We start from the raw sequence: 24,787 nt of genomic DNA on the forward strand, positions 1-24,787 counted from the left end.
TTAAACGGACGGACCACAATCTGTCATGGACTCCGGCAGACGGCGGCGGCGATGACAGACATAATCAGGGGTGTGGCGCGCGACACTGTTGAGACACATTTCATCCAATCCGTTGCGGCGCTGAAGGCAGGCCCCGCCCGAGATCCCGGCGGCCCGGTGCGCGAGGGCACGTCGCTGACCGGCGACCGGTGCAGGACCCTGTTCCAGCGCCAGCTCGACAGCCGCCTGCTCGACATCGCCGCCCGCTGGCTCCGCGAGCAGGACGAAGGCTTCTACACGATCGGGTCGGCGGGCCACGAGGGCAACGCGGCGGTCGCCGCCGCGGCCAGGGCGAGCGACCCGGCGCTGCTCCACTACCGGTCCGGCGCCTTCTACCTGACCAGGTCCGAGCAGGCCGGGCGGCTGCCCGAGCAGGGGCTGCGCGACGTGCTGATGGGTCTCACCGCGGCGGCCGACGAGCCGATCGCGGGCGGCCGCCACAAGGTGTTCGGCCACCCCCACCTGGCCGTCATCCCGCAGACCTCGACCATCGCCAGCCATCTGCCGCGCGCCGTGGGCGTCGCCTTCGCCATCGAGCGGGCCGCCGCGCTCGGCGACCGGTCGGCCTGGCCGCCCGACGCCATCGCCGTGTGCAGCTTCGGCGACGCCTCGATCAACCACGCCAGCGCCCTGTCCGGGTTCAACACCGCCTCCTACGCGACCTTCCAGGGGCAGCCGCTGCCCATCCTGTTCGTGTGCGAGGACAACGGCATCGGCATCAGCGTCCGCACCCCCAAGGGGTGGGTGGAGGCGGCGGCGCGGCGGCCGGGCATCGCGTACTTCGCCGCCGACGGCTGCGACCTGCCCGACGCCTACGACGCCGCCATGCTCGCGGTCCAGCACGTCCGGGCCAACCGCTCCCCCGCGTTCCTGCACCTGTCCACCGTGCGGCTGATGGGTCACGCCGGGTCCGACGTCGAGTCGGCCTACCGCACCCAGCGGGAGCTGCGGGCCGACATGGAGCGCGACCCGCTCCTGCGCACCGCGCGGCTGCTGGTCGAGGCCGGGCTCGAGACGCCGGAGGACCTGCTCAAGGCGTACGAGTCGGCGCGCGAGCACATCCTGCGCATCGCCCTGGAGACCACCCGCGCCCCGCGGCTCGGCTCGGCCGCGGAGGTCATGGAGCCGATCGCGCCGCGCCGCCCCGACCTGATCGCCAACATCAGCCCGACCGCCGGCGAGGGCCCGGTCAGGGAGAAGGCGTTCGCGGGCTCGCTGCCCGAGCTGGAGAAGCCGCTCACGTTGTCGCAGACCATCAACCGCACGCTCGCCGACGCGCTGGTGGTCTACCCCGAGATGACGGTCTTCGGCGAGGACGTCGCCAGGAAGGGCGGCGTCTACGGCGTCACCCGGGGGCTGCAGAAGCGGTTCGGCGGCTCGCGGGTGTTCGACACGCTCCTCGACGAGCAGGCCATCCTCGGCCTCGCGCTCGGCTCGGCCGTGTCCAACCAGCTGCCGGTGCCGGAGATCCAGTACCTGGCCTACCTGCACAACGCGCTCGACCAGATCCGCGGCGAGGGCGCCACGCTGTCGTTCTTCTCGCGCGGCGCCTACACCAACGGCATGGTCGTCCGCGTCGCCGGCTACGCCTACCAGAAGGGCTTCGGCGGCCACTTCCACAACGACAACGCGGTGGCCGCGCTGCGCGACATCCCGGGCCTGGTCGTGGCCTCGCCCGCGCGTCCCGACGACGCCGCCGCCATGCTGCGCACCTGCCTGGCCGCCGCCCGTACGGCCGGATCGGTCTGCGTGTTCCTGGAGCCGATCGCGCTCTACCACACGCGTGACCTGTTCGAGGAGGGCGACGGCGGCTGGCTGGCGTCGTACACGCCGCCGGCACGCTGGCGCGAGACGCACGTGCCCGTCGGGCGGGCGCGCTCGTACGGCGAGGGCCGCGACCTGACGATCGTGACGTTCGGCAACGGGCTGCGCATGAGCCTGCGGGCCGCCGTCCGGCTCACCCAGGAGGGCTACGGCTGCCGCGTCCTCGACCTGCGCTGGCTGGCGCCGCTGCCGGTGGACGACCTGCTGCGGGCGGCCGAGCTGACCGGCAAGGTGCTGATCGCCGACGAGACCCGGCACTCCGGTGGCGTGTCCGAGGGCGTGACGACCGAGCTGCTCGACGCCGGGTTCACCGGGCAGGTGGCCCGGGTGACCTCGGCCGACAGCTTCATCCCGCTGGGCGACGCGGCCAACCACGTGCTGCTGTCGGAGGAGGAGATCGAGCAGGCGGCGCGCAAGCTACTGGGCTGAGCGCGCCCCTCTGATGCAGGCCGGTCTCGACCAGGCGACCGTGGAGTCCGCCGAGATGCGCAGCGGCACGCCCACCAGGAAGCAGTAGCCGGTGTCCGGGTCGAGACCGGCGACGCGGGTGGTGGTGGCGCCCTGGCCGAGAGCGGTGACGGCCTGCTCGCCCGCGCCCGCGGGCGAACGTTGCAGGACGACCGGGTAGCGGCGGGCGTCGGCCGGGAGCGTCCAGCTCAGCTCCACCAGGGCGCCGCGGTCGGCGGTGACCTTGAGCCTGCGGGGGGCGAGCGCGGCGACGTCCCGCTTGCTGATCGGCGGCGGGGTGGTGGCGGCGGTCCTGGCCTCGGGCTGTCGCGTGGCGGCGGAGGTCGGGCCGGTGGGTTGCCGGAGCGACAGGTGGATGGCCAGGGCCGTGCCGCCGATCGCCACGACCGCGACCGTGCCGCCGATCAGCAGGCGTTTCCTGAGGCTCCCCGCTCCGGTGGGCGGCGTCGTGGGGGCCTCCGGCCGGGGGCCGCCGGGGTGGCCCGCAACGCCGGGCGAGTACGGGCCGGGGCCGGAGCCGGGGCCAGGGCCCGGAGGCAGGTGGCTACCGGTCGCGGGCAGGTGGCTGCCGGTCGCGGGCAGGGAGGGGTCGCCGGGGTGCGGTGGGGCGTCCGGGCCGCCGTGCGGGCGGCGTGGGACGGTGGACATCGCGGGCCCCGGCCCCGGGTCCTGGCCCACCAGGTCGGTCACCGACAGCCCCAGCTCCGCCTGCACCTCCTGCAACCGCCGCGCCAGCTCCCTGGCCGAACCGGGCCGCGACCCGGGTTGCCTGGACATCGCCCGCAGGATCGTCCCGAACACCACCGGCGGCACGTCGGCCCGGTTGATCGGCGGCGGGTCGAGGCTCAGCACCCGGTACATCAGCGGCGCGATCGACGGGTCGGCGGGGTTGTGGAAGGCGGGCTGTCCGGCCAGCAGGTGGTAGAGCGTCGAGCCGAGGGAGTAGATGTCGCTCGCGGCCGAGTGCGGCTGCCCGGTGAGCACCTCGGGGGCGGCGTGCAGCGGGGTGAACGCCTGCGAGGTGGCCGAGATCTCGGCGGCGTCCACGACCCTGGCCACGCCGAAGTCGGCTACGGCGAGCTCGCCGTAGCGGGAGATGAGGATGTTCTGCGGCTTGATGTCGCCGTGCAGCACCCCGGCCTCGTGCACGGCGGCCAGCGCGCCGGCGAGCTTGACGCCCGCGCGCAGCACGTCGGGCACCCCGAGCGGCCCCTCCTTGCGGATCTTGTCGCGCAGCGAGCCGTTCTCGAAGAAGTCCATCGCGATGTACGGCTTGCCCGAGCGCGTCACGCCGGTGTCGAAGACGGTCACGATGTTGGGATGGCCGGTCAGGCGGCCGGTGAGCTGGAGCTCGCGCTGGAAGCGGCGCATGGTGCGCTGGTCGACCCGGTCGACCGACAGGACCTTCAGCGCCACGACCCGGTCGAGGCGCTCCTGGTAGGCGCGGTAGACGACGGCGAACCCGCCCTGGCCCGCCTGATCGAGCACCCGGTACCCGGGCGCGTCTTCGGCTGGCAGCACGGCACACACCCCCTGTTGCCGGTGAGTTTAATGTGAAATTTCGGCTTTCAGGGGGTCAGCGGGTTCATCAAGTACGCGCCGAACACCACCGACACGGCGGCCACCAGCAGGAAGAAGAACACGTAGAAGCCGCCGGGCAGGAACGTCAGCCGGGCGAGCTGGTCGGCGTCGGAGTCTCTGGCCTGCCGCCTGCGCCGCTTGCGCTGCAGCTCGACGATCGGCCGGACGCCGCCGAACAGCAGGAACCACGTCGCGACCATGGCCACGGCCTGCTGGACCTCGGCGGGGGCGTACATGGACAGGGCGAACACCGCGCCGCCGGTGACCAGCAGGATCAGCGCGCCGTAGAGGTTGCGGATCAGCAGCAGCATGCACACCAGGAAGAGCAGCACGCCCCAGATCAGCAGCGTGATGCGGCCCTGCTCGGTCAGCCACGCGGCGGCCAGCCCCAGCAGCGACGGCGCCAGGTAGCCGGCGAGCGCGGTCAGCACCATGCCGGGACCGTTGGGGCGGCCCCTGGTCAGCGTGACGCCGGAGGTGTCGGAGTGGAGCCGGATGCCTTCGAGCTTGCGCCGGGTGAGCAGCGCCATGACCGCGTGACCGCCCTCGTGGGCGATCGTGATCAGGCCCCTGGACACCTGCCAGGGTGTGCGGAACGCGACGACCGCGAGCGCGGCCAGAGCCGAGACCAGCACGACCCAGGGGTCGGGGTCAGGCTGAACCTTGATCAGGTGGGCCCAGAGCATGTCCATCGAGGAGAAACACTAGCCGGGTAAAGTCCCGGCTGTGGCCGCAGAACTGCATTCTGACGCGGGCGTTCCGGCGTGGTGGCGCGAGCTGGGGCTGCCGGGCCTGATCGACCTGCATGTGCACTTCCTGCCCGGACGCATGGAACGCCGGGTCTGGCATCACTTCAACCACGGCGGCCCGCTGATGGGCGCCGGCTGGAAGATCGAGTACGAATGGCCGGTCGAGGAGCGGCTGACGCGCTTGCGCGAGATGGGCGTACGGCGTTTCCCGGCCCTGGCGTACGCACACAAGCCGGACATGGCGCGTGACCTCAACGCCTGGACCCTCGACTTCGCCCGCCGCAACCCCGACTGCCTGCCGTCGGCGACGTTCTACCCCGAGCCTGGCGTCGCGGACTACGTGCGCGCGGCGCTGGCGGAGGGCGTCAAGATCTTCAAGGTGCACCTCCAGGTCGGCGGCTTCGACCCGGCCGCGCCGGAGCTGGCCGGGGTCTGGGGGCTGCTGGCGGAGTCGGGCGTGCCCGTGGTCGTGCACGCCAGCTCGGTGCCCGTGCCCGGCGGCCACGTGGGGCCGGGGCCGATCGGCGCGGTGCTGGCCGCCCATCCCCGGCTGCGGGTGGTGATCGCGCACCTGGGCATGCCCGAGTACGAGCCGTTCTTCGAGCTGACCGTCCGCCATGAGCGGGTCGCGCTGGACACCACCATGGCCTTCACCGACTTCTCCGAGCGCGGCATGCCGTTTCCCGCCCGATTGCGCCCGGTTCTGCGTGATCTCGGACTTTCGGGGAAGGTGGTGCTCGGCAGCGATTTCCCGACGATCCCGTACCCCTACGCGCACCAGCTCGACGCCCTCGCCCGCCTGGATCTCGGCGAGGAGTGGCTGCGGGCCGTGTGCTGGGACAACGGTGCGGCCATGATTCGATAGCAAGGTGAACGATCGGCACGTGGCGCTCATCAGCGCCTTCTACGACGCTCTCGGCCGCGGGGACTTCGCGGCCATGGAGCGCTGCTATCACCCCGACGTCAGCTTCGGCGACCCCATCTTCCAGGAGGTCGAGGGCCGGGATCGGGTGATGGCGATGTGGCGGTTGCAGCTCGGCGTGCGCAACGGGCTGAGATCCGGCTACCGCGACGTCCAGGCCGACGAGTTCAGCGGCTCGGCCCACTGGACGGCCAGCTACACCTTCTCCAGCACCGGCCGGGCGGTCGTCAACGAGATCGACGCGCTGTTCAGGTTCGAGGACGACCTCATCGTCCGCCACCACGACGAGTTCGACTTCAGGCGCTGGTCCAGAATGGCTCTCGGCAGACCGCAGGGGCTGCTGTTCGGCTGGACGCCGATGTGGCGCAAGACCATCAGGGATCGGGCGACCCAGGAGCTCAACGGCTTCGCGGCGACCGGGCAGTCATCGCAGTAGACCGGAACGGAGGGGTGCATGGCCAGGGCGAAGGGGTTCAGGCGCAGCGGTGACAACCGCGAGGAGGCGCCGGAGCACTCGATGGACCCGCGTGCCACCGAGGAGCACCCCTATCGGCCCACCGTCATCGACAACGCGATCTACCAGAACGGCGAGCGGGTCGACAATCCCGGCTCGCTCGCCGACGCCTTCGAACGCCTCAAGCAGATGCCGGACAGCATGGCCTGGATCGGCCTCTACCGTCCGAAGGAATGGGAGCTGGTCAAGCTCGCCGAGGAGTTCGAGCTGCACGAGCTGGCGCTCGAGGACGCGATCGTCGGCTCCCAACGGGCCAAGGCCGACCGCTACGGCGACACCCTCTTCGTGGTGCTGCGCGCCGCCCGCTACCTCGACGACGTGGAGGAGGTGGCCTTCGGCGAGCTGCACGTCTTCATCGGCCCCAACTTCGTGATCACCGTGCGCCACGCCGAGGCACCCGACCTGCAGGGCGTGCGCAAGCGCATGGAGTCCGACCCCGAGCTGCTGCGTCAGGGCCCGCAGGCCGTCCTGTACGCCATCCTCGACGCCGTGGTCGACGGCTACGCCCCGGTGGTGGCCGGGCTGCAGAAGGACATCGAGGAGATCGAGGTCGAGGTCTTCAGCGGCGACCCCTCGGTGTCGCGGCGCGTCTACGAGCTGTCCGGCGAGGTGATCGAGTTCCAGCGGGCCACGGCGCCGCTGGTGGGTATGATCCACGCCTTCATCGCCGGAGCCGCCAAGTACGGCGTCAACGACGAACTGCAGAGCTACCTGCGGGACGTCGCCGACCACGCGATCACGGTGACCGAGCGCATCTCGGCCTTCCGCCAGATGTTGCAGAACATCCTGGTGGTCAACTCGACACTGGTGACCCAGGCCCAGAACGCGGAGATGGCCCGCATGACCGAGGCCAGCATCCAGCAGGGCGAGGAGGTCAAGAAGATCTCGGCGTGGGCGGCCATCCTGTTCGCGCCGACGCTGGTCGGGACCATCTACGGGATGAACTTCGACTTCATGCCCGAGACTCATTGGGTGTTCGGGTATCCGTTCGCGATCTTGTTGATGGCGGCGGTGTGCATGGTGCTCTACATGGTCTTCAAACGCCGCGACTGGCTGTAGGTGCGCTTGGCCTGGTGCGCTTGGCCTGGTGCGCTTGGCCTGGTGCGCTTGGTGCGGTTTGCTCGGCCGTGAGGTGGGTGACGGTCGGCTGGTCGTGGGGAGGCCGACCGGTGCGCTGTGGCGTGCTCGGGTGGTGCGGTTCTCCGGTCAGGGGGCTGGGCATCGGTGCGTGCGGTGTTGCTGGTGCACCCCCTGCCGGTAGGCCCGCTCGGTCCGCCGGGTGTCGTTGAAGCGTCCGATCTTGCCCGACCAGCCGACGAAGACCTGACCACGCCCGGCCGGCCTACGCCGAAATCTGGTCCGGTGAGACCGTCACCACCATTGCCGTGGTCGTCCCACCTGCGGCATCACCTCAGGTATTACCTGGGGCATCACCTGCGGCGAGCCGGTGATGACCGGCGACGCGCCGGGTCCACCCCTGCCGGGCCGCCTTCGCCGCCGCCATCGGCCGGCTCGCCGCCCGTCACCCACCGGTCCGGCCACACCGGGCGTCACCCAACGGCGAGAACGTGCAGGTGGGCGTTGCCGATGCCGCGTCCGCAACATCGGCCCTGTTGTCTGCGGCCGTGTGCGGGCCGGCCCTCACCAACCGCCGCGGAGACGCCACGGTTGCGGCCGGCCCGGATCATCGTCCCGGTCAGTAGGTCGCACTCGGCCAGGCCTGGCGCCTCGCAACGGGAGGCGCAGGAGCGGCGGGAGGGCCCGCTCGGGCCCGCCGGTCGCCGTGGCGATGCGCGCCGGTCCGCGCCACTGTTCCTGAAGGGCCGCAGGGTACGGTCGCCCCCTCCGGTGCAGCCATCAGGAACAGGCCCGCATGCCTCAGGCCCGCAGACGCCCGCAGACGCCCGCAGCCATGCTCGTCGAAGCCGCGTACCCCCGCCCACACCCCTGCTCCCCCTTTTCCCTCTCCCTCTCATTCAGCAAATACAACGACATCAAGCGCTTTTGCGCATTTACCGCCATAACCCTCCAATGCAATTCATCCCCATCAAAGCCGAATTGCGCGATGCCTCAATTTCCACTTCGCCTGCACCGACGCGGCGGGCTAATATTCATGGACCCACCCCTCCCCCAAGCGCAACGAAATCGGGTGATGATGGCGACGCAGCAAGAAATAACCGCCGCCCGGCGTCACATCGAACGACTGCGCGACGAACACGCCAACGACCTGACCGCACTCGTCCACCTGGTGGACGGCGGCGCGCTCAAGGGCCCGGCCGGTGACCGCCTCGCCGCCGACCTTCGCACCTGGGACCGCGGCTACAAAGACCTCTTCGCCCGGGCATTGAGGCTGCTCGACACGCTGCACCCGTCCGAGCCGGCCTCATGACCCCTCCCGTGGGCATCGACCCCGCCCTGATGACCCAGCTCATCAACGGCATGAAACGAGCAAGCCACACACTCCCCGACATCGGCCTCCAAGTCGAACGAACCCTCACCGACCTCGGCATATCCCTATGGGGGCCGGCCCACCTGTCATCCATAGGCCGCCAGCTGAACGACCGCGTCCCCACACTCCAGGGCCGTCTCGACCTCATCCTCGCCACCCCCGACCGACGTCTCGGCGAACGCGGCCTCCTCTGGGCGGATGAATCCCCATGGCTGTCGAAATCCCCCGCAGAAGGCACGACCGCCGCCACCGCACTGGCCGCGCGACTCCGTACGAAGATCGCATCCCATTCGCTCGACGCAGAATCCGTCGCCGAACTCGAACGCCACAAGAACGACCCGTTCTTCGCCGTGGCCTTCCTCACCCTGGTGCCGCCACGCGAACTCAAATCTCTCATCGCCCGTACATACTGCTCGGACCTCCCGCCCGGCGACCGCCCCCTCCTCTATGACACGGCCGTCCAGGACCGGTTCCTCACCATGCTCAGCACCCTGCTCGGCACCGCCTCCCACGGCGTCGGACGGATGCGCCTGGCCGCCGACTACGCCGACCGGCTGATCGAGGACATCGACCACCCCCAAGACGCGTTCGCCGTGAAGAGGCTCCTGCAGGACGGCGACTTCGACCACACCTTCCTGCTCACCCTGGTCCGCAAACTCCACGACAAGGACCTGGCCCATCCCCCCGACCTGTCCCTCCCCCGAGACCCCTGGACCCTCCCCGGCCCCAGAGACGTCTCCCCCGGCGACCTCAGCCCCATGGGCACCGCCCTGATCGCCCTAGCCCATCACCCCGCCGTCGCCCAGGACTTCTTCACCGACCCGGCCCGCAAACCCCTCGCCTACCTGATGCGCACCCACCCCTGGCTCGGCGACGCCGACGCCGACCTCGGCTGGGCCCTCCAGGCCGCCACCACGGAGTTCCGCGACCACGACCTGCCACCCGGCGGATCACGCGGCTACAAGTCCGCGCTGATCGCGTCCTGGGCGGTCCGCTTCTGGAGCGACCCCAAGGTCCAGTCCAACCTCCCCTCCACCCGCCCCCACCTCGGCACCCTCCTCAGCCAGTACATCGCCGACGTGCACCGCTCCGCACAGCTCTTCAGCAAGGAGGTACCCGGCGTTGTGAGCGGCCTCGATCCCGACAAGGATCTGCATGGCTGGAAGCCTTACGGTTCAAGGTTCGACGCGGATGAGGCCAAGAAGGCCATGGCTTGGGCCTTCGAAGACGACGAAACCTTCAAAGCCGTCACCGCCGCACATGGTTTGTACGCCGCCAGAATGCTGGACGAGCTCGCGGCCAAGGTGGCCACAGAGGTTGAGCGCGGCTTCACGGCATGGCAAGAGGTACATCCAGAGGCAACACGGCAGCAGCGCGACAACATGCGCCAGGACATCTTGGAGGAGCGCATGGTGCGCAGCGGAGGGGCAGAGTTCGCCGCAGCTACGGGCAGTCTCGGCGTAACCACGTGGATAATCACCAACAGCGCCAACATTTCGTCAATTGCGAAGGCGAAAGCGGACGACATTCGCCTGGGTATCTTCAAGAAGCTGACCGAGCAGGTCGTTGGACTGCTCCCGATGCCATCGGGAAAGTTCGTCGGACTTATGGCCGACACTGCTAAAGGATTCATCTTCGACAAGGTTTCGCCGACTCATGAGGAGCAGGCCCGTTTGGACGCGGACACTGCGCTGGGCGCGACCAAGCATATGTTCACCGATCTGACGGCATCCGTCATGATGCGCCATGGTTTGTTCGGAGAACCGTTCGCTCAGACACATCCGTATTACTTCAAGGATTTCTCTCCTGGAGCGCCAGGTCACTTCATCGAAGATGGTGCCATCAAACCTTGGGGCGAGATGAACGCCGATCAACGTTCCGCCTACGAGGAGTGGCTGTCACTGCACGTGACCGGCCGCGTCTTCGGCACGCCCGATGATGCCGTCGCACTCAGTTTTAAAGAGGCGGAAAAGCACTATGCCGGAGATGGCTCATGAGAAGGCAATCGTCTCTCGTATCCACTGTCGCCCTGCTCACCCTCGTGATGGCATGCTCCTCGTCACCCGATTCGACTCCGGACACCAGGCCCTTGGGCAACGTTACCGCCAACCCGCGAGAGTGTGACCTGATCTCCTCGAATGCCATCCAGATCGCCACCGGCTTCAGGGATTACCGGGCCGTCGGTACGAGAATGAGCGAAGGGCGGTTCGCATCCTGCTCGGTTGCTGATGATCTTGGCTCGGAAGGCAAGTTGGGATTGGTGATCAGAGTCCATGAACCGTCTCCAGTCAGCCCCGAAGGACTGGAGAACACGAAAGTGACCACAGGAGGACATGACCTTCCTGGTCGGCTGAGGCCCGGATTCGCGTCACGACGTAAGGATGCCACCGGCCAACTGGTCGCTTTCGTCTACGGCTGGACACCTGACTACCGGCACCTTCTCAGCATCGAGGTGACGGCAGGGGCGCCGGGGAGGGATTCATTGGCGGATGCGGTGGAGTTTTTTCGGCAGCTCAAGCCGATTTTGCTTGTCCCGGCCTGATGGGGGGCGCCGCCTTGGGGGCCTCGGTGGGAGGGCTCATGGGGGGCAGGTGGGGAAGTCGGTCAGGTGGGGTTCGGCTTCGGTTATGGATTGGCGGAGGTCGGTGAGGAGGGAGGGGAGGCGGGCGGGGGTGTAGCGGGCTGAGGGGATCGAGATGGAGAAGGCTCCTACGGGGGTGCCGCGGCCGTTGCGCAGCGCTGCTCCGATGGCCGAGACGCCCTTTTCGGTGCCGTCGAGGTTGAGGGCGTAGCCGCGGGGGCGGATCTCGTCGAGTTCGCGGAGCAGGGACGTTCGTTCGTGGTCGGGCAGGTCCGGGTAGAGGTCGGCGAGTTGGTCGCTCGGCAGCGCGGACAGCAGGACCTTGCCGCCGGAGGCGCGGTGGGCGGGCAGGATCGTCCCGCGGCGGTCGCCGACGTACAGGATCTGCGGGGACTCGATGCTGTCCAGGAAGCGTACTTCGGCGCCTACTCTGACCATGAGGTTCACGGTCTCCTGGACGCGGGCGCACAGGCCCTCCATGGCGGGCCGGACGCGGGCGCGCAACTCGCGCAGGGCCGAGCCGCCGCCGTCGCCCGCGGCCGAGGCGAGGAAGGGGCCCGGCAGGTACGCGTGGTGCTCGTCCTGGACGGCGAAGTCGCGATAGACCAGCATCGCCAGCAGGCGGTGCGCGGTCGAGCGGGCGATGCCGAGTTCCTTGGCGACGTCGGTGACCTTGAGTCGTCCTTGGTCGCGCAGCATGTGGAGGAGCAGCAGCACGTTGTCGACCGAGCCCAGGGGGTACGCGGGCTTGTTCTTCACAGCAGAACGCTAGTGCAGTATGCGGAATTACTCCCTAGCGTGGGGCAGCATGAACCCGGAGGAGAGGCTGGGTGCGGGCTTCGCCGTCGAGCGTCTGATCCCGTTCTGGGCCCAGGTCGGCGACTTGATGTTCGTACGTCCCAGCTCTGGGGGCCGCAGGCTTGGGCGGGAGTGGAAGACGTTCCATCCGCCGGGCGGACGGGCGGGTGAGCTCGGCTCGGTTGGCGGGGGCGGGGAGCGGCGGGCCGGCGCGTCGGCTGATCTCGGCCTGGGCGGGTTGCCGTACGCGATCCTGATCTTCTGGGCCGGCGTGCGGTGCCAGGCCCGCGCGAGGTCGCGCCCGAGCATCGCTCGCCCCCGGAACGCCTTCCGCCTCGTGGGGGGACGGATAGGCGTGAGAACGGTCGTGATCGTCGACGGCGGGTCGGTTGTGGTGCGGCGCGGCGGCTTCCTGGTTCGCGCCCGGCCGGCGGTTCCCGCGCCGCCACAGCACCATGGGCGCCCCCATGGTGGGGATCGACGGGCTCGGCATCCCATTTGTGCACCACGCGTCGTTCTTTGTGCTCGGATCGGAGCAGGTGAGCGACGCCTCGATGTCGGATGTGTCGCGGTCCGAGCGGTTGCGGGCATGTCCGGAGCTGCGGGTGGTGTCGGTGCGTTGGGCGGGTCTGCGGCTCCGGGCCGTTTCAAGGCTCGGTGCGGGTCCGGGGCTGCGGGCGGTGTCGGGGCTCGGGGCGTGTCTCGGCTTGCTGATCGTCGGCTGTCGCTGGGAGCGCGCCTGCCGGGCTCTGGGCGAGGGGCTGCTGGGTGTGGCCGGGTTGGGGATGTGGTTGCCCGGTTCGGGGAATCGGCGGTCGGCGGGGTCGGCTGCCGTCGGTTGGGGCCGAGCTCTGCCGGCTGCGGGACGGGGTGACGACCGTCGCGGGTGGGGGTTGGGGTTGGGTTGCGAGGGGTTCGGCGGCGGGGGTTGGTCACGTTGGACGGCGGTGAGCGTGTTCTGTCGCGTGGTGATCTCGTCGTCGTGGTGGTGGTCGTCTTCAGTTGTTTGTTTTCCGGCACGCCCGTTTGAGGGCTTGGATCAGTTTCGAGAGGGGCTCGTGTGAAGCTCGCGACGCTGCGACTGCCGCGCCGTACGGCCGCCGTCCGGATCGACGGGGAGCATGCCGTGGAGGTCGGGGCGCCCGACGTCGGGATGTTGCTGGCCGACCCGCGCTGGCGGGAGGTGGCGGCCGCGGCGGACGGCGCGCGGCATCCGTTGTCCACGGCCGACCTGGCGCCCGTGGTGCCGGTGCCGGGGAAGATCATCTGTGTCGGGCTCAACTACCGTGACCACATCCTGGAGATGGGACGGGAGCTGCCGCGGTACCCGACGGTGTTCGCGAAGTTCGCCGAGGCGCTGATCGGGCCGTACGACGACATCGAGTTGCCGGCGGTCTCGGAGGCGATGGACTGGGAGGGCGAGCTGGCCGTGATCATCGGGGCCGAGGTGCGCGGTGCCTCGCGGGAGGAGGCCGAGGCGGCCATCGCCGGGTACTCGGTGCTCAACGACGTGACGGCCAGGGACTACCAGAACCGTACGGCGCAGTGGCTGCAGGGCAAGACGTTCGAGGGGACGACGCCGTTCGGGCCCTTCCTGGTCACGCCGGACGAGATCGGCGGGGCGATGACCCTGCAGTGCGAGGTGGACGGGGAGGTCGTGCAGCAGGCGGACACGTCCGGTCTGGTGTTCCCGCCGGCCGAGCTGATCGTGTACCTGTCGGAGATCCTCACGCTGCGGCCGGGCGACGTCATCGCGACCGGCACGCCCGGAGGCGTGGGGCACGCCCGTAGGCCGCCCCGGTATCTGGCGGACGGGAGCAAGGTCGTCACGCGAATCGCCGGGGTCGGTGAGCTGGTGAACACGGCGCGACGCCTTGTCTGACCTGTTCATGCTGGATGGTGGCACCGCTGTTTCCTGGACCGGTTGCGTGTGGCCGACCTCGATCGGCTCTCGGGCTGAGGCGTTGCCGCGCACGTGGCCGTCCCGTACCTCGATGGACGGGGCGGTGCGTGGCTGCCGACGCGAACCGCGCCGGGGCGGCGCTCAGGGGATGGCCGCGGGGCGGTGGGTGGCGCGGGTGCGCACCGCGAAGGGGCGGGACGCCGCCGACACGTAGGGGCAGGGCGTCGCCGCCGCATGGGGGCGGCGACATGACCGCTGAAGAGGTGGTGTGGCTGCGGGTGTGGGAGGTGTCCGTGCATGGGTCGACTTCGGCGGTCGATGCGAGGGGTTCGGACGCGACGGCCGCCTCCCCCTCCGCGACGCCGCGCGTTCGATGCCGCAGCACCTATCCGTCTGGTCGTCGAGGGAGCGTACGAGCTGGTCCTCCAGGCGCTCGCCAGTGGACGGCGCGGGCCCATGCGTGACGAACCGTTCAGGGCCGGGGACCCGCGTTCCGCTCGGCCGGCTCTACGGCAGGTGAAGGCGTTCGAGGTCGGGATCGGCCGTCCCCGGCACGACGGCGGTCAGCACGTCGGACGCCTTCCCTGACGTGACCGTCACCGCCTCCTCGGCGCGCAGGTAGCCGGAGGAGACGGTGGCCGTCCCCACCTCCATCCCCGTCGCGGGCCACTGCAGCAGCGTGACCCGCCAGTCGCCGTCGCCGAGCACCACGGCGCCCGCCCGCCGCTCGACCACCCGCAGCGCGGGGTCGAAGTGCCACAGGCTGCGCAGCGTCCCGGACGGCACCGAGTCGCGTACGGCCATCACGTCGTCGCCGTGCCCGACCAGGACGCGGCGGGTCCTGGTCACCCCGTAGGCGTCGTCGGCCAGCTCGAACACCTGACGTTCCGGGCCGAGGTCGGCGCTCAGCAGGTGGGTGTCCGTGCCGGGACGGAAGTCCCCGTCCGGGATCGGCACGTTGTGGGCCTGCGGGGTACGGGTCCAGGCGGCGTAGTCGGTCCGCTCGTAGGAGTGGAACCCGGCCTCGACCAGGATGCGGCGGCCCTGGGCGGAGTAGGTGACGCCGAGGTGGTCCTCGTGGCCGTGCAGGCGGCGGCCGGGGCCGAACCTGATCGAGTAGTGGGCCGAGCGCGGGTCGTCCCAGGCGGTCCGGCCGAAGACGTAGCCGGCGTCGAAGACCCGTACGAGGGGGCCGTCGTGGGGGAAGCCGGCGGCGCGGGTGCCGGCCGGGCTGTCGCCGATGGGGGTCAGGCAGCCGTCGGGCTGGGTGGCGTGCGCGACGTAGCTCTCCAGGGCGGTTCTGCGGTCGGTGAGGCGGGTGGGGGGCTGGGCGCCGCTCTCGCTGATGGCGCGCAGGGCCACGCCGAGGCGGCGGTGCACGTACAGGCCGTAGCGGGGGGCCTGCTCGTGCAGGACGCCCTGGGCGTCGACGGCCAGCTCGGCCGAGCCGGTCATCCTGCGTACGGCCAGGTCGCGCCACCTGGCGCGGCCGAGGCGGCAGGCGATGACCAGCAGCCCGATGTCCTGGTCCAGGCCGTGGTTGTGGCCCGCGCGGTAGAGCGCGGGGTCGGCCAGGATCTCGCCGTGCTCGGCCAGGCTCTCCCACAGCAGCGGGGTGCGTACGTGCTCGCTCAGGCAGACCAGCACGGGGGCGCGCAGCGCGACGGCGTGCTCGGCCCACGCCCACTCGCTCACCTCGCGCCCGCCGCGCGGGTTCCGGCTGATCCACTGCGCGGTCACGTCGGCGGCGCGCTCCAGGTACGCCCGTTCGCCGGTGCGCTCGTACGCGGTGACCAGGCGGCCGGCCCAGCGCAGCGTGTGCAGGTTCAGCGACCAGGAGCGGTTGCCGTACGGGTCGGCGGTCCAGTCGATCTCCGTGCCGAGGTCGGCGGGCGGCAGGCCGGCGAACCTGACACGTCCGTCCATCACCTCCGCCACGTCGGCGGCGGGGAACTGGTCGCTCAGGCAGATGGCCCTGCCGGTGGTCGTGCGGGCACGCCAGAACACGTCGCGGCTCCTGTTTTCGGGCGCGCCGAACTCGCCGCGTGGCGGGTCACGCACCTGTCGAGGGTGGGATCAGTGCAGGTCGGGGGCCTGGTCGGTCCAGCCCGCCGTGAGGACGATCTGCGAGCCGCCCGTCCCGCCCGTGTCGGTGCCGGCGAGGACCTGGGAGGTGGCCGGATCGATGATCAACGTCCGCCGGACTCCGGCGGGGAGCGGATAGCTGAACGCCTCGCCGGAGCGTCCCCTGGGGTCGGCGCGGCGTCCCAGGTAGCGGACGTCGGGCAGGTCGGCGAGCGCCCGGTAGGCGGCGGCGCGGACGGCGGGCGGTGACGGCTTGCTCCACAGCAGGCCGCTGAGCGCGTCGGCCAGCAGGTCCGACGAGCCGGTGGGCAACATCGAGGCGACCCGTTCCCTGAGGGCCACGGGGTCGTCGGGCAGCTGCTGGATCTGCCGGAACGTCAGGTCGCGGCCCGCCATGCTGAACGGCGCCCGGCCGGTCACGGGCACGGCACGCCCCGCACAACTCCCCTCGGCGGCCGAACGCGAGGTGCAGGTCCAGGCTTGGCCGGTTCTGGTGGCCCAGAGCTCGGTCAGGCGGTCGCCGTCGTGCAGCCGGCTGATGTGCCAGTAGGCGGCCTGCTGCCCGGAGGCCGCCGTACTGGCCGCCGCGAGCAGGATCGAGCGGCCCGGCGCGGCGGACGGCGTGCCCCGGACCAGCATGAGCGCCACGGCGAGTGCGGCGGCCGTGGCCAGGGACAGCGCCGACAGCCGGGCCAGGCGCCTGCGGCGGCGCGCGGCCGCCACTCGCCGCCACACCCTGGCCTGGGCGTAGGGTGCGGGCGCCGGATGCCCGTACAGGTCACGAACGGCCCCCAGGTCGTCGGGCGCGGGGGGCGGGGTGGGGGTGCGGAGGTGGGGGTCAGGCATGGGTGGCCTCCTCCAGGACGTGGGTGCCGAGCCGGCCGCGCAGCTTCCTGCGGGCGCGGCTGAGGCGTGACCCGACGGTCCCGTACGGGATGCCGAGCGCGGTGGCGATCTCGTCGTGGCTCAGCCCGGCGAGCGCGACGAGCAGCAGCACGTCGCGGTCGCGCCGGTCGAGCTCGGCCAGGGCGGCGGCCAGGTTCGGGCGCAGGCTCTGGGCGCTGACCCGCAGGGCGACGGCTTCCTCGTGGCCGGGCGCGTCGGCGTCGGGACCGCACCGGCCGAGTGCCCGCAGGGTGCGGGCCTCCAGTCTGCGCTGCTTGCCGATGAGGTTCGTGGCGATGCCGTAGAGCCAGGCGCGTACGCCCGCCCGCGACGGGTCGTAGTGAGCGCGCTTGCGGAAGGCCGTCAGGAAGGTCTCGGCGACGATGTCCTCGGCGTGGTCGGGGCCGAGCCGCTGGGCGACGTAGGCGTGGATCTCGCCGAAGTACTGGTCGAACACCTCCTCGAAGCGCTCGTCGAGCGTGCGCTCGCCGGGTGCGCGGGCGGCCCACGGCACCGCCGTCGCGATGGTCTCCCCCGTCATGTCCAGCCTCCGTGCGTCAAGTGGTTCATCTCTTATCACCCGACGCGCCGGATCACTTTCACGAAAGTTCGGCGAGGAAGCGGCGGATGTCCGCGATCTCGTCCTGGACCGGGCCCTCGGGCAGCTCGTCGAACGGCTGCACGCTCACCTGCGCCCCCTTCCTGGACCACACGCCCCTGACCATCCCGCCGGCCAGCACGACCGGCCGCAGGACGCCGCCGCCGGGGAACACCTTCGCGGCGTGCTCGGGGGCCAGGACGCCGTCCCTGCCGCGCCAGCCCATCAGGTACTCGTCGAAGGCGGGCGCGAGGCGCAGCACGGGCTCGCCCGGCTCGGGCGGGTCCTGGGCGGCGCTCGTCCGCCAGGCCGTGCGGGCCTCGCCGAGCGGCAGGCCCGACCAGGCGGCCAGGTCCTCGGGGGTCGCCGGGTGGTGGGCGCGCCGGTAGCGCACGGCCAGCTCCTTCAGCGCCTTCCCGCGGTCGGGCTCGGGGACGACGGGCGCGCCGAGCCAGTCGCCCGCGTGCACGTACGTCGGCTTGCCCGCCCGGGACGGGCCGAGCACGGCCAGGCCGTGATGGGCGGCCAGGGCCATCAGGTGCACGACGCCCTGGCCTCGGGCCCGTCCGGCGAGGCGCTCCTCAAGCTGGGCCTTGGTCAGCGGGCCCTGGCCGGCCAGGGCCCGCTCGGCGAGCGGGAGCAGGTCGTCGCCCGTGACGCCCTCCTGGCGCAGGCGGCGCAGGGCATTGGTGTCGCTGCTGGTGAGGGTGTGGATCCAGGGGAGGTCGTCGGCGTGCACGAAGTGCAGCGTGCCGCGCGGGCCCCACGTCCTGACGATCTCGCGGGCCTGCCAGGCATCCTTGACGGCGGACGGCGTGAGGGTGGCCGAGCGGGCGCGGAAGGCCAGCAGGGCGGAGGGCACGTCCTGGGCCTGGATCGCGGTCAGGTGCCTGACGACGTCGGCCGCGGCGAGGCCGGGCGGGCGGTGCAGGAGCTGGGCCTCGGCGCTTCTCATGGTCTGGATCATCGCAGGAGGAGGCGGTCGCGCAGGCGGGTGGGGAGGGGGGTGCGCGACCGGGCGGCCCGGCGGACGGCGTCGCTGTGGTCCCATGCGCGGGCGGCGTCGGCGTCGGTGACGTCGTCGGGGGCGTACCGGACGAAGTTCGAAATTTCGGCCAACGGCCTGAGATAGGGGGTGATGTCGGGTGGTTGGCCGGTCAGGACGTCCTCGGCAGTCAGCGTCCGCCTGCCGCCCAGCCGCAGGTCGTCGCAGGTCTGCCGCCAGGCGCCGAGCACGCGTTCACCGGGCGCTCCACCGCTCCGCCTGGACCGCCTGCGCCACCAGGGCAGCACGGCGGCCGTCACCACGTACGCCACCAGCAGGCCCCCGCCCACGGCGGCGCCGAGCACCCAGGGGGACGGCCCGCCGCCGGGCCGGACGTCCTCGCTGCGAGCCTTCGGCCGCGACGTGCCGGACCGGTCGCCGTCCCCACGCGTGAACTCGCCTTCCAGCTGCTCGCTCTCCTCGATCGCCGAGGAGACGACGTCGTGATCGTCCTTGGCGCCGCTGCGGCCCGGCGTGGGGTAGAACGGCCGCCAGCCCAGCTTTTCGAACTTGATCTCCGCCCAGGCCATGACGTGCCCCGACTTGACGCGATAGATCCCCCCGGACGCCTGCCCCGGCCGGAAGCCCACCACCACCCGCGACGGCAGCCCGAGCGTCCTGGCCATGAGCGCGAACGTCGCCGCGAACTGCTCCGACGTGCCCCGGTGCGTGGTCCGCAGGAAGAACTCCAGGCCCTTGAGCGAGTGACCGGGCGGCGCGGTGACGTCGTAGGAGGCGCTGGTGCGCAGGTAGCTCTGCAACCGGTACGCCTGCTTGATCGGCGCGTCCGCCCCCTTGGTCGCCTCCTGCGCGAGCTCGCGGAACAGCGCCTCCTGCGGCCCCGGCGGGAACGCGGTCAGCTCGGGGTCGTCGTGCGCCGGGGTGGCCGCCAGCAGGTCTTCCTTGGACGGCTGCGGCACCTTCGAGGTCACCTCGTAGGTGAAGCCCTTGCCGGGGCTCGGGCCCGTCCCCGGGGCGGGGTCGGCCAGCAGGGCGCCGCTCCGCGGGTCGGTGGCCAGCCCGCGTACCCCGGTGACCTCGACCGGCCGTTCGGCGGCGGGCAGCCACGTCCCCGGCAGCCCGGCGAAGGTCACCCGCTGGCGTACGAGCCGCGCGGCCCCCGTCCACTCGCCCTCGGGGATCCGGCCGCCCGTGGGCTGGAAGCGGGCCCCGGACGTCCAGCGCACGCCGTCGTAGCGGTCGAGCACGGCCAGCCGCCAGTTGAGCGGTTTGTCCGCCCTGACGGTGAACAGTTCCCTGTCGGGGATCTGCAGCCAGCCCGACACGCGGTCCAGCGGGCTGACGCTGTCCACCCGCCGGGGCGGCGGCAGGTCCGCGTCCTGCCTCGGGTCGTACGGCTGCGCCGCCACGGGCAGCAGCGGGCCCAGCACCAGGGCCAGGGCCGCCAGCGCGGCGGCGACCGGCAGGCCGCCGAGCAGCCAGAGCGGTGAGCGGTCGTCGCGGATCAGGGCGAGGGCCGCGACGAGCACGAACAGGGCGGCGGCGACCGGCAGGTTCGAGCCCTCGCCGTGCACGCCGAGCAGCAGCGCGGCGGCGTACACCGCCAGGGCGGGGACGGCGGCGGCGATCCTCGTGCGGGTACGGGTGAGGGTCTCGGCGCCGATGACGGCGGCTGCCCAGACGAGCGTGTGCACGAGGACGAGCAGGCGTGGCTCGGGCTGGGCGGGGAGCAGAGTGGTGAGCAGCGCCTGCCAGGCGTTGGCCACGTCGGCGAGCACACCGGGGGCCAGGCCGTGGTAGAGCGGGATCGTCCCGGCGAACCAGGCGACGAGGTCGAGAGCGAGCGCCAGCCACAGGGGGCGTCGCGCGGTGAGCGCCGCCACCAGGGCCGGGGCGACGGCCGCGGGGACGACGGCGAGCAGCAGGTCGCCGCCGGGGAAGACCCGGTGAAACCCCCACCCGGCGACCCCGCAGACCGCGGCCACCACCCCAAGCCCGACACCCCCACGCCACCTCACCCCGGACGCGAAAGCAACGGACCCGGAAGCAACGGACGCAGAAGCAACAGGCGCGGAGACGACAGGCGCGGGGGATTCGGGGGTTCTGGTGCGGTGTGCCCTCGGCGCGGGGCCCGGGGGTGTCATCGGGAGGTCCAGGCGAAGGGGAGGGTGGCGAGGTCGGTGAGGGGGATGACCGTGACGCCGGGCGCGACCGCCGTACCCGGCCCGGTGTGGACGCAGATGACCCGGTCGAACCGCCGCCGGACGCCGGCCGCCCGTCCCACCTCGGCCGCGTCACCGGTGACCAGCACCAGCGACCCGCCCCCACGCGCCACCCGCATCGTCTCCGCCACGCCCGCCGGGCCGGGCCGGGCGAGGGCGAGCCGGTCGAGGATCGTGTCGGGATCGGCCTTGGCGTCGGTCGCGACCCCCTCTCCGGCCTGCACCCGCACCGGGAACCCCGCGCGGGCCGCCGCCACCGCCACGGACGCCGCCGCGTCCACCGCCAGTTCCGTCAGCTCCCGCGTGTCCAGGACGACGGTCGTGGTGGGCAGGCTCGCGTCGATGAGCTGGCGGACCATCAGCGTGCCGGTCCTGGCGCTGGAGCGCCAGTGGACGTGCCGCAGGTCGTCGCCCACGACGTACTCGCGCAGGGTGTGGAAGGTGACCGTGCCGCTGGGGGCGTTGTCGCTGGTGGGCCCCTCCAGGTGGTGGGCCTTGCCGGACGGCGGCACGGGCAGCGCGACGGTGCGCGGGCGGACGAGGAGGGTGACGGCGTCGCCGTACCGGCGCACCCGGCGCGTGAGGCCGAACGGGTCGGCCCGGACCAGCAGCAGCGGCCCGACCGGGATCTCCCCGCGCACGTCGGTGGGCAGCGGGTACGACACCGTGCGCGCGGCGTTCCTGGGCAGCCGCGGCAGGCCGATCAGGTGCTCCGACGCCCCGACGCGGTCCTGGACGCGCAGCCCCGACAGGCCGCGCCGGCCCCGGTTGACCACGTGCAGCACGGCGACCGCCGCCTCGCCCCGCGGCACCTTGAGCGGCGTCACCTCGCGTCGCACCTCCAGGTCGGGCGCGGGGGCCGTCCAGGCGAGCGCGGCGGCCAGCGCGAGCACGCCGCCGGTGGCGAGCACGACCGGCTCGGGGTAGCCCAGCGCGAACCCCGCCGCGTAGAGCGCCGCCGAGCCCGCGAGCGTGGCCCACCCGAGCGGGGTGAACAGGGCCGTGAGCCGCATCTACGCCGCCTGCGGCACCGGCGTCCCGGCGAGGATCTCGCCGAGCGCCGACGCTGCGCCGACCTCGCGCAGCTCGGCCTCGGGCGTCAGGATCAGCCGGTGGGCCAGCACCGGGACGGCCAGCGCCTTGACGTCCTCGGGCACCACGTAGTGCCGTCCGGCGGCGGCCGCCTTGACGCGGGCGGCGCGCAGCAGCGCGAGGCTGCCCCGCGGGCTCGCGCCCAGCCGCAGGTGCGGGCTGGTACGGGTGGCCCCGCACAGCCCGACGATGTAGTCGTAGACGGGGTCGGCCACGTGGATGCGGGAGGCGAAGTCGATCATCCCGGCCACGTCCGTCGCCCGCGCCACCACCGGCAGCCGTTCGACCTGCGGCCCGGTCGGCCCGCCCTTGAGCACCTCGACCTCCGACACGTGGTCGGGGTACCCGACGGAGATCTTCATCAGGAACCGGTCGAGCTGGGCCTCGGGCAGCGGGTACGTGCCGTCCATGTCCACCGGGTTCTGCGTGGCCACCACCAGGAACGGCCGCGGCACCGGGTGCGGCTCGGCGTCCACCGTGACGCGGCGCTCCTCCATGACCTCCAGCAGGGCCGACTGGGTCTTGGGCGAGGCCCGGTTGATCTCGTCGGCGAGCACGATGTTGGCGAACACCGGCCCCTGGTGGAACTCGAACCTCTGGTGCGCCTGGTTGAAGATGGACACGCCGGTGATGTCGCTGGGCAGCAGGTCGGGGGTGAACTGGATGCGCCGCCACTCGGCGTCCACGCTGGCGGCGATCGAGCGGGCCAGGGTGGTCTTGCCGGTGCCGGGGACGTCCTCGATGAGCAGGTGGCCCTCGGCGAACAGGCAGATCAGGGCCAGTTCAATGGCCTCGTGCTTGCCGCGGATGACGCGTTCGATGTTGCCGGCCAGGAGCTGGAACCGCTGGGCGAACTGGCCCGCCATGGCGGCGGACTGTTGCGGCGGGGGTTGCTGCGGGTGGGCGTGGGCGGTCTGCTCGAACTGGTCCTGGTAGTTGTACTGGGTCAACCGAGTCCCCCTCCTCAGTCGGTGCACTCGAAGAGCGGTGGCGCCGGGAACGAGCCGCGGGGCGTGGTCATGAGCGTCTCGCTCAGGTAGGCCACACCGCCGTTCCACTCGATCCTGTTCCAGACGACGCTGGTCTCCTTGCTCTCGTCCTCGGTCACGCTCTGGCCCTTGACCTGGCAGATGACGGTGATCGTGAGGTACTGCCCCTTGGGGATGCGGCCCGCCTCGCCGGTCTTCGTCGCGGCGGGGCGGACCAGCGTGTCCACCACGTTGTTGTTGGCGTTCTTGTACTGCCGCCTCGGATAGGCCAGGTCCACGTCGGCGGTGGCGACGTCGGGGCTCTCCCCGGCCGCGTTCGCGGCCTTGAGCCTGAAGGAGTACTTCGCGTTGTTCTTCAGCCCGTCCACGGTGAACGACGTGCCCTTGATCGCGTCGTTCGCGGCCCCGCCGCTGAGCTGGTACGTCACGTCCGGATCGCCGTTCTCGGGGGCGTTCCAGGTCAGCTCGGCGCCCCGGTTCCTGGGCTTGGCGGCGAAGTTCGACGGCGCGCCCGGCGCCACGCACGGCCTGGCCCCGGCGCTCTGCTCCGACTCCACCTCGCCGCCCTTCCAGTGGGCGACGACGACGAAGGTGTACTCCCGCGCGCAGTCCCCGCCGGTGAACTCGAACTGGAAGGGCCCGTCGCCGGCCACCGACTCCGGTTCCGGCCGTCCCTCGCCGGACGCCTTGAGCGTGTAGCGCTCGACCTCGCCGCCGGCGGACGGGCTGAAGGTGACGATCACCCGGCCGGGGCCCGACCGCGCGGTGACCGCGCCGGGCGCGCCGGGCGCGGTGCCGGTGGTGGGCGTCGGTGTGGACGTCGGGGTCGGGGTGGGGGTCGGCGGGGCCGTCCTGGCCGGGCGGCGGGGCCGTTCGGCGTCCTTCGTCCTGGTCGGGTCGGGTTCGCTGGTCTCGGGCGGGTCGTCCGGCGGCGGCGGATCGGTGTTCGTGGGGTCGGGGCGCGGGGTCTGCTTGGGCTTGGGGGTGTTGGTCGGCCCCGGTACGTCGGAGTCGTCCTTGTCCACGTCGTGCTTGCGGCCCTCGGGGTCGATGACCACGGCCTTGTCGCCGTTCTCGTCGTTGGCCCAGAGCAGGCCGTCCTTGACGAACACGTCCACCGGGCCCGGCCGGTCCGCCACCTGGAGCGTGGTGGGCTGCCCGCCGGCGGCGCTGTCCCAGACGATCAGCGCGCCCCGGCCCTTGTCCGGTACGTACACCTTCGCCCCCAGCACCTGCGGCACCCCGAGCCCCGCGGGGTCGTCGATCGCGAACTTGGTGCTGAGGACGGCGTTCGAGGAGGTGTCGATCACGACGAGCAGCCCCGAGCCGCCCGGCGTCAGCACCGGGACGAGCGGGCCCTCGGTCGTGGCCGGGGTGAGCACGCCGCCCTTGGCCGCCCGCGCGACCTCCTTGGGCAGGGCGATCTCGCCGACGCCGCCGTCCGAGCCGATGGTGACGGCGGTGGCCGCCCGCGTGTTGACCACGACGGGCAGGCCGCCGGCGATGGTGACGGCCAGTTCCTCGCCCGGTTCGCCCACCTTGACGGGGGTCGCGGCGACGCCGCCGGACACCGGCACGACCTCGCCCCTGGCGGTCACCGGCACCCACAGCCGGCCGCCGCCGTCGATGCGGGCCGCGCCGAGCGGTCCCGGCAGCGTGATCGGCGCGCCCACGGCGTTCAGCGTGACCGGGTCGATGCGCTGGACGCGGCCCGCCGCCGGATCGACGGCGTACGCGGTGCCGCCGGAGACGGCGAGCTGCATCCCGGCCGCGCCGAGGTCACGGGTCTGGGTGACGGTGAGCTGGCTGGGCTCGACCCGGCTGACGAAGCCGGTGCGGTCGTCGACGAGCAGCACGTTCGTGCCGTCCTGGACGACGCGCAGCCGTTTGCCGGCCTTGTCGTCGAGGTAGCCGTCCACCTCGCCGGACAGGCCGTTGACGTGCACGACCTTGCCCCGGGCCGTGGTCCACAGCCACGCGCCGACGTCGGCCAGCTTGGGATTGGCGCTGGAGACGCCCACGCCGAACCACGCCGCCGCGGCCACCAGGACCACGGCCGCTCCCCCGGCTATCAAGGCCGTC

Annotated in this window: 19 protein-coding genes; 8 read left to right on the top strand and 11 right to left on the bottom strand. The window is 71.9% G+C overall.

Features of this window, described 5'->3' with window-relative positions:
* The first annotated feature begins 156 nt into the window (after nucleotides 1–156).
* Nucleotides 157–2,292, top strand: a complete 2,136-nt coding sequence (locus ABZ815_RS23400) for a thiamine pyrophosphate-dependent enzyme (protein ID WP_357701171.1) — start codon at nucleotides 157–159, stop codon at nucleotides 2,290–2,292.
* Here ABZ815_RS23400 and ABZ815_RS23405 read toward each other — a convergent pair.
* The gene (locus ABZ815_RS23405) at nucleotides 2,281–3,852 is read right to left on the bottom strand and encodes a protein kinase (RefSeq protein WP_357701173.1); all 1,572 of its coding nucleotides are present in this window, start codon (nucleotides 3,850–3,852) and stop codon (nucleotides 2,281–2,283) included. The genes ABZ815_RS23400 and ABZ815_RS23405 overlap by 12 nt on opposite strands.
* A 47-nt stretch (nucleotides 3,853–3,899) precedes the next feature.
* Nucleotides 3,900–4,604: a M50 family metallopeptidase gene (locus ABZ815_RS23410; protein ID WP_357701175.1), complete on the bottom strand. Its 705-nt coding sequence runs from the start codon at nucleotides 4,602–4,604 to the stop codon at nucleotides 3,900–3,902.
* 34 nt (nucleotides 4,605–4,638) lie between these two features.
* Here ABZ815_RS23410 and ABZ815_RS23415 point away from each other — a divergent pair, with 34 nt between their 5' ends.
* The 6 genes from ABZ815_RS23415 to ABZ815_RS23440 all read left to right on the top strand — a co-directional run bounded on the left by ABZ815_RS23415 (nucleotide 4,639) and on the right by ABZ815_RS23440 (nucleotide 11,088).
* On the top strand, nucleotides 4,639–5,526 hold the full coding sequence (locus tag ABZ815_RS23415; RefSeq protein ID WP_357701177.1) for an amidohydrolase family protein: 888 nt from the start codon (nucleotides 4,639–4,641) through the stop codon (nucleotides 5,524–5,526).
* A gap of 4 nt (nucleotides 5,527–5,530) precedes the next feature.
* Nucleotides 5,531–6,019 (top strand): nuclear transport factor 2 family protein, encoded by a 489-nt coding sequence (locus ABZ815_RS23420; protein ID WP_357701179.1) that lies wholly within the window; start codon nucleotides 5,531–5,533, stop codon nucleotides 6,017–6,019.
* 18 nt (nucleotides 6,020–6,037) lie between these two features.
* Nucleotides 6,038–7,156 (top strand): magnesium and cobalt transport protein CorA, encoded by a 1,119-nt coding sequence (locus ABZ815_RS23425; RefSeq protein ID WP_357701181.1) that lies wholly within the window; start codon nucleotides 6,038–6,040, stop codon nucleotides 7,154–7,156.
* A 1,093-nt stretch (nucleotides 7,157–8,249) separates the two neighbouring features.
* Nucleotides 8,250–8,486, top strand: a complete 237-nt coding sequence (locus ABZ815_RS23430; RefSeq protein ID WP_357701183.1) for a hypothetical protein — start codon at nucleotides 8,250–8,252, stop codon at nucleotides 8,484–8,486.
* An 8-nt stretch (nucleotides 8,487–8,494) separates the two neighbouring features.
* Nucleotides 8,495–10,543: a hypothetical protein gene (locus ABZ815_RS23435; RefSeq protein WP_357701185.1), complete on the top strand. Its 2,049-nt coding sequence runs from the start codon at nucleotides 8,495–8,497 to the stop codon at nucleotides 10,541–10,543.
* Between the two features lie 92 nt (nucleotides 10,544–10,635).
* Nucleotides 10,636–11,088, top strand: coding sequence for a hypothetical protein (locus ABZ815_RS23440; protein ID WP_357701187.1), 453 nt, complete (start codon nucleotides 10,636–10,638; stop codon nucleotides 11,086–11,088).
* Nucleotides 11,089–11,124: 36 nt separating this feature from the next.
* Here ABZ815_RS23440 and ABZ815_RS23445 read toward each other — a convergent pair whose 3' ends face one another.
* Nucleotides 11,125–11,886: an IclR family transcriptional regulator gene (locus ABZ815_RS23445; protein WP_357701189.1), complete on the bottom strand. Its 762-nt coding sequence runs from the start codon at nucleotides 11,884–11,886 to the stop codon at nucleotides 11,125–11,127.
* A 1,099-nt stretch (nucleotides 11,887–12,985) separates the two neighbouring features.
* On the opposite strand from ABZ815_RS23445, the gene ABZ815_RS23450 reads away from it, so the two are divergent.
* Entirely contained in the window at nucleotides 12,986–13,807 is an 822-nt protein-coding gene (locus ABZ815_RS23450; RefSeq protein ID WP_357701191.1) for a fumarylacetoacetate hydrolase family protein, read from the top strand.
* A gap of 528 nt (nucleotides 13,808–14,335) precedes the next feature.
* Here ABZ815_RS23450 and ABZ815_RS23455 read toward each other — a convergent pair.
* From ABZ815_RS23455 to ABZ815_RS23490, 8 genes are all read right to left on the bottom strand, one after another.
* A complete protein-coding gene (locus tag ABZ815_RS23455; RefSeq protein WP_357701193.1) occupies nucleotides 14,336–15,889 on the bottom strand; it encodes a heparinase II/III family protein in 1,554 nt (517 codons plus the stop codon).
* Between the two features lie 15 nt (nucleotides 15,890–15,904).
* Nucleotides 15,905–16,759: a hypothetical protein gene (locus ABZ815_RS23460; protein ID WP_357701195.1), complete on the bottom strand. Its 855-nt coding sequence runs from the start codon at nucleotides 16,757–16,759 to the stop codon at nucleotides 15,905–15,907.
* Nucleotides 16,752–17,339: an RNA polymerase sigma factor gene (locus ABZ815_RS23465; protein ID WP_357701196.1), complete on the bottom strand. Its 588-nt coding sequence runs from the start codon at nucleotides 17,337–17,339 to the stop codon at nucleotides 16,752–16,754. Before ABZ815_RS23465 ends, ABZ815_RS23460 begins: the two co-directional genes overlap by 8 nt.
* 58 nt (nucleotides 17,340–17,397) lie before the next feature.
* The gene (locus ABZ815_RS23470; protein ID WP_357701198.1) at nucleotides 17,398–18,351 is read right to left on the bottom strand and encodes a winged helix DNA-binding domain-containing protein; all 954 of its coding nucleotides are present in this window, start codon (nucleotides 18,349–18,351) and stop codon (nucleotides 17,398–17,400) included.
* An 8-nt stretch (nucleotides 18,352–18,359) separates the two neighbouring features.
* Nucleotides 18,360–20,390 (bottom strand): DUF3488 and transglutaminase-like domain-containing protein, encoded by a 2,031-nt coding sequence (locus ABZ815_RS23475; RefSeq protein ID WP_357701200.1) that lies wholly within the window; start codon nucleotides 20,388–20,390, stop codon nucleotides 18,360–18,362.
* A 152-nt stretch (nucleotides 20,391–20,542) separates the two neighbouring features.
* Nucleotides 20,543–21,637 carry a DUF58 domain-containing protein gene (locus ABZ815_RS23480; protein WP_357701202.1) on the bottom strand — a complete coding sequence of 365 codons (1,095 nt, stop codon included), beginning with the start codon at nucleotides 21,635–21,637 and terminating at the stop codon, nucleotides 20,543–20,545.
* Nucleotides 21,638–22,666, bottom strand: a complete 1,029-nt coding sequence (locus ABZ815_RS23485; protein WP_357701204.1) for a MoxR family ATPase — start codon at nucleotides 22,664–22,666, stop codon at nucleotides 21,638–21,640. It lies immediately after the preceding gene.
* Nucleotides 22,667–22,680: 14 nt separating this feature from the next.
* Entirely contained in the window at nucleotides 22,681–24,759 is a 2,079-nt protein-coding gene (locus ABZ815_RS23490) for a hypothetical protein (RefSeq protein WP_357701206.1), read from the bottom strand.
* Nucleotides 24,760–24,787: the final 28 nt, after the last annotated feature.

Origin of the sequence: Nonomuraea sp. NPDC047529, assembly GCF_040642995.1 — a bacterium.
GTDB lineage: Bacteria > Actinomycetota > Actinomycetes > Streptosporangiales > Streptosporangiaceae > Nonomuraea.

Bases quoted from the DNA above. Each gene is read 5' to 3' on its own strand.
- ABZ815_RS23460 (WP_357701195.1), bottom strand. From the start codon at position 16,759: ATGCCTGACCCCCACCTCCGCACCCCCACCCCGCCCCCCGCGCCCGAC.
- ABZ815_RS23430 (WP_357701183.1), top strand. From the start codon at position 8,250: ATGATGGCGACGCAGCAAGAAATAACCGCCGCCCGGCGTCACATCGAA.
- ABZ815_RS23425 (WP_357701181.1), top strand. From the start codon at position 6,038: ATGGCCAGGGCGAAGGGGTTCAGGCGCAGCGGTGACAACCGCGAGGAG.
- ABZ815_RS23410 (WP_357701175.1), bottom strand. From the start codon at position 4,604: ATGGACATGCTCTGGGCCCACCTGATCAAGGTTCAGCCTGACCCCGAC.
- ABZ815_RS23470 (WP_357701198.1), bottom strand. From the start codon at position 18,351: ATGAGAAGCGCCGAGGCCCAGCTCCTGCACCGCCCGCCCGGCCTCGCC.
- ABZ815_RS23480 (WP_357701202.1), bottom strand. From the start codon at position 21,637: ATGCGGCTCACGGCCCTGTTCACCCCGCTCGGGTGGGCCACGCTCGCG.
- ABZ815_RS23465 (WP_357701196.1), bottom strand. From the start codon at position 17,339: ATGACGGGGGAGACCATCGCGACGGCGGTGCCGTGGGCCGCCCGCGCA.